The sequence below is a fragment of the Cryobacterium fucosi genome (genome assembly GCF_004403515.1).
In the GTDB taxonomy this organism is placed as follows: domain Bacteria; phylum Actinomycetota; class Actinomycetes; order Actinomycetales; family Microbacteriaceae; genus Cryobacterium; species Cryobacterium fucosi.
On record NZ_SOHH01000064.1, the window covers coordinates 138,457 to 152,698 of the forward strand.

The following is a 14,242-nucleotide window of genomic DNA, read 5'->3' on the forward strand; positions in this document are numbered from 1 at the left end:
CCGAGGGGCCGCCGACTCGGACGGGCCCGCTCAGGCGGGGGAGCCCGGGAACCAGGATCTGATCTGGTTCGACGCCGTCGTCAGCAGGGCGATGGCCTCGTCGCGGTTGACCCTGGCTACGAGCATCGCGCTCATCGACAGGGAGGCCAGGGTGCGCACGCGCTCGTCGAGCCGGGCGGGCTCGGCATCCGCGGCCGAGCCCGCCGACGCGGATGCCGCTGCGAGCGCGTGCCGCAGGGCGTCGGCCAGCTCGACCCGGTAGGCCTCGACGACCGCGCGGGCAGGGTCGTCGTGGGCAGCGAGGCCGGCCGCGCAATTGACCAGCAGGCACCCGGTCCGGGGTGAGTCGTCCGCCAGCGCGGCCGCCGCCACGGCAAGGCCGTCGAAGTACTCGAGGAGGGCCGAGACATCCGTGGTCTCCGCGAGCAGCACGGCCAGCCGGGGCCGGATGACCGTGTCCAGGTAATCGGTGACCGCGGCGTCGAAGAGGCCGCGCTTGCTCCCGAACGCGTGGTAGATGCTGGAGCGGCCCAGGCCGGTCGCCGCCTCCAGATCGGACAGGGACGCCGCCTCATAGCCCTTGTCCCAAAACAGGTCGCGTGCAGCTTGCACGACCACACTGTTGTCGAAGGTCTGAAGCCGGCCCATGTCCACTCCTCGAATTCGGGTACCGATGCTCAATTTTGTGTACCGATAGGTCCACTATATAGTAAAACGATCGTTCCAAAACTAGCAGAGGAGCCCATCATGGCCTCGTCCACCGTCAGCACCCAGGTCCAACTCGTGAACCGCCCCGTCGGGTGGCCGACGGCCGCGGACTTCCGCACCGTGACCGTCGACCTGCCCGACCTCGCACCCGGCCAGGTTCGCGTCGCCAACGAATTCGTCTCCGTCGACCCCTACATGCGCGGCCGGATGAACGACGTGAAGAGCTACGTGCCGCCGTTCGCCCTCGGCGAGACCATGACCGGCGGGGCCGTCGGCCGCGTGGTCGCCTCCGCCAGCGACGCGCTCGCCGTCGGCGACGTCGTCACGCATGCGTACGGCTGGCGCGACCTGGTGCAGGAAGACGCCGCCGGGTTCCAGGCTGTGCCCGAAATCCCCGGTGTGCCGCTCTCGGCCTACCTCGGCGTGCTCGGCATGACTGCCCTCACCGCCTATGTCGGACTGCTCGAGATCGCCGGACTCAAGGAAGGCGACACGGTGTTCGTCTCCGGCGCAGCGGGCGCCGTCGGCAGCATGGTCGGTCAGATCGCCAGGCTCAAGGGCGCGAAGCGCGTGATCGGCTCGGCCGGGTCGGCGGAGAAGGTTGCGCTGCTCACCGGAAAGTACGGCTTCGACGCCGCGTTCAACTACAAGGATGGGTCGGTCAGGGACCAGCTGGCAGCAGCCGCTCCCGACGGAATCGACGTGTACTTCGACAACGTGGGCGGCGACCACCTCGAGGCTGCCCTGGCCTCCTTCAAGGACGGCGGGCGTGCGGCGATGTGCGGTGCGATCTCCCTCTACAACAGCACGGATGCCCCGGCCGGACCGAACAACCTGTCCAACATCGTCACCCGCGGCCTGACCCTCCGGGGCTTCACGGTCGGCAACTTCTGGGACCGCCTCCCGGCGTTCTCCGCCGAGATGGCCGGCTGGCTCGCCTCCGGCGAGATCGTCTTCGACGAGACCGTCGTCGACGGTGTCGAGAACACCGTCGACGCGTTCCTCGGCCTCATGCGCGGCGAGAACACCGGCAAGATGGTCGTCCGCACGGGCGACCTCGTTCCGGCGCTCTGATCGCCGGTGATCGAGCCTGTCGAGATCCCCGGTGTCCGAGCCCGTCCCCGGTGATCGACCTTGTCCCCGGTGATCGACCCTGTCGAGATCCCCGGTGATCGACCCCGTCCCCGGTGATCGAGCCTGTCGAGATCCCCGGTGATCGACCCCGTCCCCGGTGATCGAGCCTGTCGAGATCCCCGCCCACGCACGACTTCACCGAAAAAGGAGAACCCATGACCCATGTACTCTTCGTCGTCAGCGCCGCTGACCACTGGACCTTGAACGACGGCAGCCTGCACCCCACGGGGTACTGGGCCGAAGAACTCGCCGAACCGCACCGCCTGTTCACCGAGGCCGGCTGGCAGATCAGCATCGCCACCCCCGGTGGCGTTGCCCCGACGATCGACGCCGGTAGCCTTCGCCCCGAAGCGGCCGGGGGAGAGGACCGCGCGGCGCAGATCATCGACTACATCGGCACCATCTCCGGCGAACTCGACGAGCCGCAGAGCCTCGATGCCATCGATGTCGCCGACTACGACGTGGTCTTCTACCCGGGCGGACACGGCCCGATGGAAGACCTTGCCGTCGACGCCGTCTCCGGCCGCATCCTGACCGAAGCCCTCGACACCGGCCGAATCCTCGGCGTGCTCTGCCACGCCCCGGCCGCCCTCCTCGCCGCGAAGCGCACCGACGGCAGCTGGCCGTTCACCGGCTACCGGATGACCGGTTTCACCGACGCCGAGGAGGTGCTCGGCGGCCTGGCCCCGAAGGCGCCGTGGCTCGTGCAGAGCCGACTGGTCGAACTGGGCGCCGATTTCATCGACGGCGAATCGTTCGCCCCGCACATGGAGACTGACCGCAACCTCTTCACCGGACAGAACCCGGCCTCCTCGGTCGACCTCGCCCGGGCGATCATCGCGGCCGTCGCCGGCAAGGAGTAGCCGCAGGGGGTGATCGGGCTGGGGATCTCGACAGGCTCGATCACCGGGCGGGGGATCTCGACAGGCTCGATCACCGGGCTGGGGATCTCGACGGGCTCGATCACCGGGCGGGGGATCTCGACAGGCTCGATCACCGGGCGGGGGATCTCGACAGGCTCGATCACCGGGCGGGGGATCTCGACAGGCTCGATCACCGGGCTGGGGATCTCGACAGGCTCGATCACCGGCGCGGTGATCGAGCCGTCCCCGGTGATCGAGCTTGTCGAGATCGCATCCGCCCTGCCGCCGGGCGCCGTGGCCCGGCCGACCTCGGGCGGCGACTTCCGCACCATCCACCTCGTGGCCGCGGCGGACTCCGACCTGTTCTTTCTCGGGGGGCGGAGCGCTTTCGCTAGGATGAGGAGCGTATGTCTACGACACCAGCACACCCATTCTCGACCGCGACCGGTACCGATGTCCGCGTGCGGTTCTGCCCATCGCCCACCGGAACGCCGCACGTCGGCCTGGTGCGCACCGCGATGTTCAACTGGGCCTACGCCCGGCACACCGGCGGAACGTTCATCTTCCGGGTGGAGGACACCGACCCGGCGCGCGACACCGAGGAAAGCTTCGTTCAGCTGCTCGAAGCCCTCCGCTGGCTGCGCCTCGACTGGGACGAAGGCGTGGACGCCGGGGGACCGCACGGCCCGTACCGGCAGTCCCAGCGCTACGACATCTACCGCGACGTCATCGCCCGGCTCACCGAGTCCGGCCACATCTACGAGAGCTTCGCCACCGGCGAGGAGATCGAGGCTCGCAACGTGTCCCTCGGCCGCGACGCGAAGCTCGGCTACGACAACTTCGAACGCGACCTGACGGATGCCCAGAAGGCCGCCTACCGCGCGGAGGGTCGCTCCCCGGCGCTCCGGCTGAAGGTGCCCACCGAGGACATCACCTTCGACGACCTCGTCCGCGGCGAGATCACATTCCCGGCCGGCTCGTTCAGCGACTTCGTCGTCGTGCGGCCCAACGGGCATCCGCTCTACCCGTTCGTGAACCCGGTCGACGACGCCCTGATGGGCGTCACCCACGTGCTGCGCGGCGAGGACCTGCTCTCGTCAACCCCGCGACAGATCGCGCTCTACCACGCGCTGATCGAGATCGGGCTGACCGACTTCGTGCCGCGGTTCGGCCACCTGCCCTACGTGATGGGCGACAAGAACAAGAAGCTCTCCAAGCGCGACCCGGAGTCGAACCTGTTCCTGCACCGCGAGCGCGGGTTCATCCCGGAGGGCCTCGTCAACTACCTGTCGCTGCTGGGCTGGTCGCTCTCGCACGACCGCGATGTCTTTTCGATCGAGGAGATGGTGGCCGCGTTCGACGTGGTGGACGTCAACCCGAACCCGGCCCGGTTCGACCTGAAGAAGGCCGAGTCGATCAATGGCGACCACATCCGCCTGCTCGGCGCCGCCGACTTCGCCGCCCGCCTGGTGCCCTACCTGGCCGCCGCCGGGATCGTCACCGAGCCGCTGACGGATGCCGAACAGTCCATCCTCGAGGCCGGCGCACCACTGATCCAGGAACGCATCGCCCTCCTCGGCGAGGCCCCTGGCATGCTCGGGTCGCTCTTCATCTCCGGCGACGCCCTCGTGCACGAGGCCGACGCGCTCGCCTCGCTGCCGGCGAACACCGCGGAGATCCTCGCGGCGTCCAGCGCGGCGCTCCGGGACATCCCCGAGGCGGACTGGGCTCACGAGCTCGTGCACTCGACCCTGGCCGCGACACTGATCGAGGGGCTCGGTCTCAAGCCGCGGATCGCCTTCGGGCCGCTCCGCGTGGCCGTGTCCGGGCGCAAGGTTTCGCCGCCCCTGTTCGAGTCGATGGAGATCCTCGGCAAGGCCGAGTCGCTCGCCCGGCTCCACGCTCTGGCGGCCGTGCGGGCCGGCTGAAACGACCGCGCGTCGGTTTGTCCTCTTCCCGTCGGTAGGTTAGAGTTACGAATCGGCCCGCTCTTCGGAATGGGCATTGGGGTATGGTGTAATTGGCAACACGACTGATTCTGGTTCAGTTGTTCTTGGTTCGAGTCCAGGTACCCCAGCTTTATCGGATCGCCGGCTAGAACAAGCGATCACTCTTCTCAGGCCGGCCGCCGAAAACCCTTCCGCCTTCCGGCTGGGCACGTGTGTCGGTGTACTGGCGCCTCTGTCGAACAGCGGTCGACGCTTCCGCGCCAAAGGGTCGACAACTGTCGATCGAGGCTGCGTCCCGCGCGGGTGAACGCCCCGAGGTCGACCCCGCATTCGGGCGAGCGCAGGTTCAGGCGTCCTGCCGCCCGTGATTGTGCACCTAGTGTTGCAACTTCAGTTCCGAGTTGTCCCGGTCGTCACTTTCGTGAAGGCCCCAGCGCGGTTGACGTGGTCGTCCGCTGAGCGGCTGCGTCTGTGCCGTGATGAGGAAAGAAGACCTATGCCTGATCAGAACAACGCAGTCGGCGCAACCACGAGCCCCGGGACCACGAGCCCCGGGACCACGAGCCCCGGGACCACGAGCCCCGCCGGCTCCGCCAGAGACCCGCACCTCGACCCGCCGCTCGCGCGGTCGCTCAGCCGCCGGCACATCCAGATGCTCGCCATCGGCGGAACCATCGGCACCGGTCTGTTCATGGGTGCAGGCAAGACCATCTCCCTCGCCGGTCCGGCCGTCATCTTCGTCTACACGATCATCGGCTTCATGCTCTTCTTCGTGATGAGGGCGATGGGCGAGATGCTGCTCTCCAACCTCAACTACAAGTCCTTCAGCGACTTCGCCGGGGACCTGCTCGGTCCCTGGGCGAGTTTCTTCACCGGCTGGTCATACTGGGCGTTCTGGGTCGTGACCGGGGTCGCCGACATCGTGGCCATCTCCGGCTACGTCGACGTCCTCGCGCCGGGCACGCCGCTGTGGATCCCCGCGCTGCTCACGCCCGTCGTTCTGATCCTCCTCAACCTGCCGAGCGTGAAAGCCTTCGGCGAGGCCGAGTTCTGGTTCGCCCTGGTCAAGGTCCTCGCCATCCTGGCCCTCATCGTCACCGGCGTCGTGATGATCGCCACCCGCTTCACGTCGCCCTCCGGCGCCGTCGCCGGCCTGGAGAACATCTGGAACGACGGCGGGATGTTCCCCCACGGCGTCGCGGGCTTCGTGCTCGGCTTCCAGATCGCCATCTTCGCCTTCGCCGGAATCGAACTCGTGGGCACCGCGGCCGCCGAGACGAAGGACCCGGAGAAGAACCTGCCGCGCGCCATCAACACCATCCCGGTGCGAATGCTCCTCTTCTATGTGGGCGCACTGGTGATCATCATGGCCGTCAACCCGTGGCGCACCATCGACCCGGGCAGCAGCCCCTTCATCGGCATGTTCACCCTGGCCGGCCTGGGCATCGCCGCCATCGTCATCAACCTGGTGGTGCTCACCTCCGCGGCATCCAGCGCCAACTCGGGCATCTACTCGACCTCGCGGATGGTCTACGGCCTTGCCCAGGACGGCAACGCACCGCGATCCTTCGGCAAGTTGAGCAGCCGCAAGGTGCCGAGGAACGCCCTGTTGTTCTCCTGCATCTTCCTGCTCGCCGGGCTGGTGCTGCTGTACACGGGTGATTCGTTCATGGGCGCCTTCACCCTCGTCACCTCGGTCGCGTCGGTGCTGACCATGTTCGTCTGGTCCATCATCATGGTCAGCTACCTCGCCTTCCTCCGTCGCCGTCCGCACTTGCACGCCGCGTCGTCGTACAAGATGCCGGGAGCCCGGTTCATGCCGTGGGTGGTGCTGGCGTTCTTCGCGTTCATGCTCTGGGCACTCGGTCAGGCCGACGACACGCGTCTCGCCCTCGTCGTCGCCCCGATCTGGTTCCTGGTGCTGGGCGGCGCCTGGTTCGTCAACCGCAAGGCCCCCCTGCAGCAGGCTCGGGTCGAGGAGTGGAAGGCCGAGGCTCGCGCCGAGAAGGCCGCGCTCGGGCGCTGACCGGCACCGCCCGCCGGCCCCCGCTCTCTCAGATCCGGGGCCGGCGCGACCAGCGGTCGGCCTTCATCGCCAGGTGCAGTTCCAGCCGCACCTGGCCGCCCAGCGGGTCGGCGCCGATCAACGAACGGATCTTCGCCAGGCGGTTGTAGATGCTGCTGCGGTGAAGGTGGAGGGCGGCGGCGACATCCTGAACCGACCCGTCGGTGTCGTAGAGCAGTTCCAGCATGGGCAGGAGTTCCCGGTTGCCGTCGAAGTCCAGGAGTTCGGTGAAATAGACGGACTCCACCGGGGCCAGGTTGCGGCTGGCCGCCGCCAGGAACTGGTAGACGCCGATCCGGCGGTAGTCGACCACGGCGCCCAGCCGGCCGTCGACGGCGGCGGCCTGCACCGCCTTGCGGGACTGGGCGTAGGCCTCCGGCAGGCGCCGCAGGTCGTGAAAGGCCTCGCTGACCCCCATCAGGTCGGGCCGGGCCGGTGTGCCGCCGCGACGGGCGATCTCTGCGCCATATCGGCCCAGCACCTCCGCGTGCACCAGTTTGCCGGGGGAGTCGCGCAGCAGCACGACGGCGTGCGTGTCGGTGCCGGCGCTGAACCTGGCCGCGTCGATGCCGACGGTGGCCTGCAGCGCGGCGATGCGCTGCAGCAGGGCGCCACCCTCCTGGTCGGCGCCGGGGCTGCTGACCAGGGTCGCGACATGCCAGGGCCCGGTGGCGTGGATCTGCGGCCAGTCCGCGATCTCTTCGACCGCCACGGGGTCGGCGGCGCAGGCGGCCAGGAACAGCGCCTCGCGCCGCCTCCGGTGCTCGGATTCGGCCGTGTTGGTGTCGAGCAGCATCTCTGCGAGCCGGTCCAGCTGGGCGCGCACGGCCGGCAGTTCGCCGAGGATCTCCGCCGGCGACTCGTCCTGGGACCCCTGCAGGGCCCACAGGTAGCCGACCCGGAATCCACGCACCAGCAAGGGGACGCACACCCGCCCGAGCATCCCCAGGTCGGCGTTGGCCGGCACGACGACCGGTCGCACCGCGGCGGCGATTCCGTGCCTCAGCTGCCACGCGCTCACGTCGGCCGGGACCTTCTTGCTGAGCAGGAAGTTGACCCGCACGCTGTCGGCGAGCGGCTGGTCTCGGCTGTAGGCGACGAGCCCGCCATCGAGGTCTTCGAGCGAGAGAGCGCGATCCAGGCCGGCCGCAAGCGCCTCGACGAGTTCTTCGATTTCCGCCGTCTTCATGGGCTCCATGCTAAGCGCCCGCGGGAGGCCGTTGCGGACATCCGGCGACGATTGGCGAGCCGAGACTCGACACTTGTCGAGTGACAAACGGCCGAGGCATTCCGGTGACTCCCGAGCACCGCACCCCGACGGGCGCGCGGGGCGGGCCCGGACCAGGGCAAAACCCCTGAACCGCGGCGGAACGGCGCACTGGAAGGGCTCGCCGACGGCATCCGGATGCCCCGCTCCGCGACGCTTCCGGCCGGCGGATGCCGCGCGCCCCGGCTCCGCTCTCCGGACCGGGTCGCGAACGCCGCCCCTAGTCTTGACCCCGCCGCCGGCATTGTCGCACGAGGCACGCCAGCGGACCCTTTCACGAGAACCAACCAGCAACGGAGTCGGTCATGATCATCGGTGTACCCAGGGAAATCAAGAACAACGAGTACCGCGTGGCCATCACCGCCTCGGGGGTGCACGAGTTCCTCGCCAACGGTCACACGGTGCTGGTCGAGACCGGGGCCGGAGTCGGCTCGCAGATCAGCGACGAGGAATACCGTGTCGCCGGCGCCGAGCTCGTCGACTCCGCCGACGCGCTCTGGGCCCGCTCCGACATGGTCATGAAGGTCAAGGAGCCCGTCGCCGCGGAGTATCACCGCTTCCGTGAGGGCCTCGTGCTCTTCACCTACCTCCACCTGGCCGCCGAGCCGGAGCTGACCGCTGCGCTGATCGACGCGGGAGTCACCGCGATCGCCTACGAGACCGTGCAGACCCCCGGCCGCGGCCTGCCCCTGCTCGCGCCGATGAGCGAGGTCGCCGGGCGGCTTTCCGTGCAGGTGGGCGCGCAGTCGCTGATGGCCCCCGCCGGCGGAAAGGGTGTGCTGCTCGGCGGCGTACCGGGGGTGCGCCCCGCCAAGGTGGTCGTGCTGGGAGCCGGCGTCGCCGGAACGAACGCCGCCGCGATGGCCCTGGGGCTCGGCGCGGACGTGACCATCCTCGACATCAACATCGACCGCCTGCGCCAGCTGGACGGCCAGTACCAGGGACGGCTGAAGACGGTCGCCTCGAACTCCTACGAGGTCGAGCGGGCCGTGATCGACGCCGACCTGGTGATCGGTTCTGTCCTGATCCCGGGCGCAAAGGCCCCGAAGCTGGTCACCAACGCGCTGGTCGCCCGGATGAAGCCAGGCTCCGTGCTGGTCGACATCGCCGTCGACCAGGGCGGCTGCTTCGCGGACACCCGTCCGACCACGCACGAGAACCCGACCTACACGGTGCACGAGTCGATCTTCTACTGCGTGGCCAACATGCCAGGCGCGGTGCCGAACACGTCCACCTACGCGCTGACCAACGTCACCCTGCGTTACGGCGTTGCCCTGGCCAACCTGGGTGTCAGGGTCGCCTGCGAGCGTGATTCGGCCCTCGCACTGGGTCTGAACGTCGCCGCCGGGCGGGTCACCAACGGCTCGGTGTCCGACGCGCACGGCCTGGAGCTGGCCGACTGGCGCGAGCTCGTCACGGTCTGACCCGCGCGCCGCGGGGCCGCCTTGGCCCCGCGGGCCCGGCCTCAGCCGCGCGGCGCCGGGTCTGCCGTGCCGGTGATCCGGCGCACCAGCGCGATCGAATGCCGGAGAAGCTCGCTCGGAGTGCCGGCGAAGCCTCCGCTGAACCACTTCTGCATCGAGAAGCGCATTACGCTGCCGGCGAGGGTCACCACCATCCTCGCCTCGTCCTCGAGGTCCGGCGTCGACTCCTCGGTGCGGCCCTGGGCGTGGAAACGGTCCAGGACGAGCAGCGTGAGGCTCTCCTCAAGCTCGGCGACGCGCGTGTTCTCCCGGCCCAGCAGCTCCGGGGTGCGCTCGATCAGCATCCGCCGTGCGCGGAGGATGCCGGGGTCCGGCTCCTGGTCGACGAGCGCAGCCGTGATCAGCCCGACGAGGTCGCCGAGGATGTCGGCACCGGTGCCGTGCACGAACCGCGCGAGCTCGGCATCCGCCGGCATCGGTGGCGGGGTGCCCAGGAAGGCGCCCTCCTTGGTGCCGAAATAGTTGAAGAACGTTCGTTGGGAGACCATCCCCGCGTCGCAGATCATGTCGACCGTGACGTTCTCGTAGCCGTGCTCGAGGGCAAGGGCCAGGGCCGCGCGTTCCAGGCCGGCCTGCGTGGCCGCGCGCTTGCGGGCGCGCAGCCCGTCGTCGAGGGTCGGCTTGCTCGTCATGCCGCCCGCTACTCGTACCGCAGGGCGTCGATCGGGTTCTGCCTGGCGGCGGCCCTGGCCGGGAGGGTGCCGGCGAGGAACGCGATCAGCATGACGACGCCGATGATGATGGCGATGGAGGTCGGCGCGAACTGCACGACCTGCAGGCCGGGCAGGGCGGAGAACACGCCGTCGGCGAGGATGTTGCTGACCAGCGAGCCGACGCCGACCGCGGCGAGTGCGCCGAGGGCGCTGCCGAGGAAACCGATGAAGACCGCCTCGGTGCTGAACAGGGTGTACACGCGCCCGCCGTTCATGCCCATGGCCTTCATCAGGCCGATCTCGCGGGTGCGCTCCTGCACGCTCATCAGCAGGGTGTTGATGATGCCGAAACCGGCCGCGATCAGCGCGATCACGGCGAACGCGTTGAGCACGCCGATGATGACATTGATCACGGTCTGGAAGGAGCCGATCGTGTCGGCGACGGTCTGCGACGCGTAGCCCTGCGTGGCGAGGTCGTCCTTTATGGCGGTGATCTCTGCCGGGGTGCTCTCGGCATCGAAGTGCGCTGTGGCCGTCGCATAGCTGTCGGAGGCGCCCGCGGGCGCCCCGGTGACCTCGATCGCGTGGAGGGTGTCGGTCAGGGTCTGGTTGAGGCCCGCGCCGACGCCGAGGATCGTCTCGTTCTGCACGCCGACGACGGTGGCCCTGACCTCCTGCTGAGCACCGGCATAGTCGGTGATCCCGATCGCGACGGCCTGGCCGATGGCTGCCTTCGCGTTCGCGAAGCCCAGGTTCTTCAGGTAGGTCGTGGGGAGGAGGATCTCGTCCGTCGTGCTGGCGTTGTCCAGCTGCGCGCCGGCGGCCAGGTCGGCGGTGGTGAGGGTGGCCGTGGCGTTGACGATGATCTCGAACTTGCCCGTGCCGTCGTACTCGATGTAGTCGGGCGTGACCCGAACCGAGGGGTCAATGTTCAGGATGCCCGGGGTCTTCCCGATCCTGGTGATGTCCTTCGCGGTGAGGGCCTGGATGGTTGAGCCGGGGCGCGACCCGTTGCCGAGGCTGACGGTGGTCGCCTTGCTCGGGTCGTAGGCGGCCGGGCCGTCGGTGGTGGACGAGGTGGAGTCGGCCGCCTTGGAGATCGTGAGCACGTCCGCGGCCCCGATGGCGGTCACCTGGGTGTCGATGTAGTTGGTGACGCCGGTGCCGATGCCGCTGGTGATGGTGAGGGTGAAGGCGCCGATGAAGATCGCGATCACGGTGAGTCCGGTGCGGAGTTTGCTGCGGAAGCTGTTTGCGATCGCGGTCTTGACGATGTCGATGAACTTCATGCGTGTGCTCCTGCGTGGGCGCCGGCGTGCCTCTTGCGCGGGGCTCCGGATTCGGTGGTGTCCTCGCGGCCGTCGCGGATGAAGATCTGGCGGTCGCAGCGCGCGGCGAGTTCGATGTCGTGGGTGACGATGATGAGGGTGATGCCCTTGTCCTTGTTGAGCGCGAAGAGGATGTCCTCGACCACGGCCCCCGTCGCCGTGTCGAGGTTGCCGGTCGGTTCGTCCGCGAAGATCACCTTGGGGTTGTTGACGAGGGCGCGGGCGATGACGGCACGCTGCTTCTGCCCGCCGGATAGGGTGATCGCCTTGTTCTTCGCCTTGTCGGCGAGTTCGAGCTGTTCGAGCGCGGCCATGCCGCGGGCCTTCCGCTCCCGGGGCGGTACGCCGGCGATCTTGAGCGGCAGCACGACGTTGTCGAGCACCGTGGCGTTGGCGGTGAGGAAGAACTGCTGGAAGACGAATCCGAAGTCCTGGTTGCGAAGCCGGTTCACCTCCGTTCCCTTGAGCGTCCTGGCGTCGGTGCCCTCGACCAGCAGCGTGCCGGTGTCCGGGTCGTCGAGCAGCGCGAGCAGGTGCATCAGCGTTGACTTACCCGATCCGCTCTTGCCGACGATGGCGACGGATTCACCGGCGCGGATTTCCAGGGACACCCCCTTGAGCGCGTTGAAACGGTTCGTGCCGCTCCCATAGGACTTGCCTATGTTCTGGGCCGAAAGCACGGGAACGCTCATGAGACGGGGATCCTTCGCTGGGAGGGTTGTGCAGACACAATAAAATTACAGTAGCTGCACGCATACCGACGTGGCTGGGAGCAGGCTGTGCGCCCACCGGCAGTTCGATCCACGCCCGGCGTCGGCCGGGCGCCCCGCTCAGAGGTCGAGGGACTCGTTCGGTTCGAGGGGGAAGAACTGCCCGCCGTTCTGCTCGGTGGCGGAACGGATGCGGGTGTTCGAGAGTTCCTTGCCGGCCCGCGAGAGCAGCATCTCGTGGGTTGGGAAGCTGCGCCGGGGCTTCACGGCGAGCACGTAGTCGATGACCTCGCTGATCTTGAGCCAGGGGGCGTTCGCCGGAACGGCCAGCGTCGGCACGGCGACTCCGACCGGGATCGTGAACGCGTCGCCGGCGTAGTACAGCTCCTCGTTGACGAGGACTCCCACGTTGCCGATCACCGGGATGGACTCGTGGATGACCGCGTGCTTCTCTCCGAAGAACCGCAGCCGGAATGGGCCGACGTCGACTTCGTCGCCGGCCGCGACGACCGTGACCGGATAACCCGCGGCCGCCGCGGCGACGCCGGCCGGTCCGAAGATCCTGGCGTCGGGGCTGAACTTCAGGATCCGGTCGAGCTGCTCGGGCGTCCAGTGGTCAGGGTGCTCATGGGTGATGACGACGGCATCCGTGTTCGCCGTCTCGGTGAGGGCCGTTGTGAAGGACCCGGGGTCGATGAAGAGCCGGCGGCCGGCGACGACGACGATGAGGGCGGCGTGCTCCAGTTTGGTCAGCTTCATGCCACCGAGCTAATACCCATTCGCGGCGCCGTGCAAGCCGCGACACAGCGGACACGACGGTGCCGGGAGGGTGGCGAGAAGGTCGTTCCCATACTGTGGCAGTATGCCTGCACCTGCCCCCAGTCTGCGCATCATCGTCGCCGTCAACGCGTACGCGTCGTTCGGCCTCCGCGGCGATGTCGGTCCCCGGGTCGAAGCAGCCCTGCTCGCGGCCGGCCACACCGTCACCACCCGCAGTGAGATCAATTTCGACCTTCTCCGCAGCGAGGTGGCGTCCGAACTCGTCCCCGGCGTCGACGTGCTCGTCGTGGTGGGTGGCGACGGGATGGTGAGCCTCGGCACGAATCTGGTCGCCGGCACACCGATTCCGCTGGCGATCGTTCCCTGCGGCACGGGCAACGACCTCGCGCGCGGGCTGGGAATCCCGGTCGACGACACGGAGGCCGCCATCCGTCACCTCCTCGACGTGCTGTCGCGCCCGCCGCGTGCGATCGACGCGATCCGGGTGCTCGCCGACGGCCGGGCGAGCTGGTGCGCCGGCGTCGTCTCGGCCGGATTCGACGCCGTGGTCAACGACCGGGCCAACCGGATGCGGCGCCCCCGCGGGAGGAGCCGCTACACACTCGCCATGCTGCTCGTGCTGGCGACCTTCAAGCCGCTGTCCTACCGGCTGGACGTCGACGGCGTGGAACGCAACGTCCGCGCCATGTTGATCTCGGTGGCGAACAACACCTCGATCGGCGGCGGCATGCGGATCGCCCCTGGCGCGCTCATCGACGACGGCCTGCTCGACCTGTTCATCGTCACACCCCTGTCGCGGCTGGGCCTGCTGCGGGTGTTCCCGAAAGTATTCTCCGGAACGCATACCGGGTTGCCGCAGGTCGAACTCAGTCGCTGCCGCAGCGTGCGAATCGACGCGGACAACGTCGTCGCCTATGGGGACGGCGAGCGGATCGGACGCCTCCCCGTTCAACTCGATGTCGTGCCCGGTGCCCTGCTCGTGCACGCCTGATGTCCTCGGTTTGGCCACGGCCCATTGCATGTGGCATACTCTGAAAGTTGCAAAAACGGCCCCATCGTTTAGCGGCCTAGGACATCGCCCTCTCACGGCGGTAACGCGGGTTCGAATCCCGCTGGGGTCACGATGACACGCTCCTCCGGTTCGCCGGGGGAGCTTTTTCGTGTCCCGGAGGCGGAGACGTCCTCGGTGCGGGGGAGCGTGCCGGTAGACTGCACCGAGTGAAAGGGAGTATCCCTCTGGGCGGAGATTCTTCGCCCTATGCCGTGATCGTCAACACGGGCCGCAGCATCGCAGGCCCCGG

At 68.5% G+C, this 14,242-nt stretch carries 12 protein-coding genes and 2 tRNA genes; 8 read left to right on the forward strand and 6 right to left on the reverse strand.

The window, feature by feature from the left end:
* Nucleotides 1-30: 30 nt before the first annotated feature.
* Nucleotides 31-648, reverse strand: a complete 618-nt coding sequence (locus E3T48_RS08760) for a TetR/AcrR family transcriptional regulator (RefSeq protein ID WP_134523671.1) — start codon at nucleotides 646-648, stop codon at nucleotides 31-33.
* 99 nt (nucleotides 649-747) lie between these two features.
* Here E3T48_RS08760 and E3T48_RS08765 point away from each other — a divergent pair, with 99 nt between their 5' ends.
* The 5 genes from E3T48_RS08765 (at nucleotide 748) to E3T48_RS08785 (ending at nucleotide 6,680) form a co-directional block, all read left to right on the forward strand.
* Nucleotides 748-1,782, forward strand: a complete 1,035-nt coding sequence (locus E3T48_RS08765) for an NADP-dependent oxidoreductase (RefSeq protein ID WP_134523672.1) — start codon at nucleotides 748-750, stop codon at nucleotides 1,780-1,782.
* Between the two features lie 215 nt (nucleotides 1,783-1,997).
* Nucleotides 1,998-2,705 (forward strand): type 1 glutamine amidotransferase domain-containing protein, encoded by a 708-nt coding sequence (locus E3T48_RS08770; protein WP_134523673.1) that lies wholly within the window; start codon nucleotides 1,998-2,000, stop codon nucleotides 2,703-2,705.
* 407 nt (nucleotides 2,706-3,112) lie between these two features.
* Nucleotides 3,113-4,633: a glutamate--tRNA ligase gene (gene gltX / locus E3T48_RS08775; protein ID WP_134523674.1), complete on the forward strand. Its 1,521-nt coding sequence runs from the start codon at nucleotides 3,113-3,115 to the stop codon at nucleotides 4,631-4,633.
* Between the two features lie 77 nt (nucleotides 4,634-4,710).
* Nucleotides 4,711-4,782: transfer RNA gene (locus tag E3T48_RS08780), tRNA-Gln, on the forward strand.
* A 368-nt stretch (nucleotides 4,783-5,150) separates the two neighbouring features.
* Nucleotides 5,151-6,680, forward strand: coding sequence for an amino acid permease (locus E3T48_RS08785; protein ID WP_134523675.1), 1,530 nt, complete (start codon nucleotides 5,151-5,153; stop codon nucleotides 6,678-6,680).
* 28 nt (nucleotides 6,681-6,708) lie between these two features.
* Here E3T48_RS08785 and E3T48_RS08790 read toward each other — a convergent pair whose 3' ends face one another.
* Nucleotides 6,709-7,908: a PucR family transcriptional regulator gene (locus tag E3T48_RS08790; protein ID WP_134523676.1), complete on the reverse strand. Its 1,200-nt coding sequence runs from the start codon at nucleotides 7,906-7,908 to the stop codon at nucleotides 6,709-6,711.
* A 383-nt stretch (nucleotides 7,909-8,291) separates the two neighbouring features.
* On the opposite strand from E3T48_RS08790, the gene ald reads away from it, so the two are divergent.
* Complete coding sequence (ald, locus tag E3T48_RS08795; protein WP_134523677.1) at nucleotides 8,292-9,410, forward strand: alanine dehydrogenase; 1,119 nt, start codon at nucleotides 8,292-8,294, stop codon at nucleotides 9,408-9,410.
* A 41-nt stretch (nucleotides 9,411-9,451) separates the two neighbouring features.
* Here ald and E3T48_RS08800 read toward each other — a convergent pair whose 3' ends face one another.
* The 4 genes from E3T48_RS08800 to E3T48_RS08815 form a co-directional block, all read right to left on the reverse strand.
* Complete coding sequence (locus tag E3T48_RS08800; protein ID WP_134523678.1) at nucleotides 9,452-10,102, reverse strand: TetR/AcrR family transcriptional regulator; 651 nt, start codon at nucleotides 10,100-10,102, stop codon at nucleotides 9,452-9,454.
* Nucleotides 10,103-10,110: 8 nt separating this feature from the next.
* Complete coding sequence (locus tag E3T48_RS08805; RefSeq protein ID WP_134523679.1) at nucleotides 10,111-11,412, reverse strand: ABC transporter permease; 1,302 nt, start codon at nucleotides 11,410-11,412, stop codon at nucleotides 10,111-10,113.
* Nucleotides 11,409-12,143, reverse strand: coding sequence for an ABC transporter ATP-binding protein (locus E3T48_RS08810; protein ID WP_134523680.1), 735 nt, complete (start codon nucleotides 12,141-12,143; stop codon nucleotides 11,409-11,411). The genes E3T48_RS08805 and E3T48_RS08810 overlap by 4 nt, the downstream gene beginning before the upstream one ends.
* A 138-nt stretch (nucleotides 12,144-12,281) precedes the next feature.
* Nucleotides 12,282-12,920 carry an MBL fold metallo-hydrolase gene (locus E3T48_RS08815; RefSeq protein ID WP_134523681.1) on the reverse strand — a complete coding sequence of 213 codons (639 nt, stop codon included), beginning with the start codon at nucleotides 12,918-12,920 and terminating at the stop codon, nucleotides 12,282-12,284.
* 103 nt (nucleotides 12,921-13,023) lie between these two features.
* Here E3T48_RS08815 and E3T48_RS08820 point away from each other — a divergent pair, with 103 nt between their 5' ends.
* Together E3T48_RS08820 and E3T48_RS08825 are read left to right on the forward strand one after the other, a co-directional pair.
* Nucleotides 13,024-13,932 carry a diacylglycerol/lipid kinase family protein gene (locus tag E3T48_RS08820; protein WP_134523682.1) on the forward strand — a complete coding sequence of 303 codons (909 nt, stop codon included), beginning with the start codon at nucleotides 13,024-13,026 and terminating at the stop codon, nucleotides 13,930-13,932.
* A gap of 57 nt (nucleotides 13,933-13,989) precedes the next feature.
* Nucleotides 13,990-14,062 (forward strand) — tRNA-Glu (locus E3T48_RS08825).
* Nucleotides 14,063-14,242 lie beyond the last annotated feature (180 nt).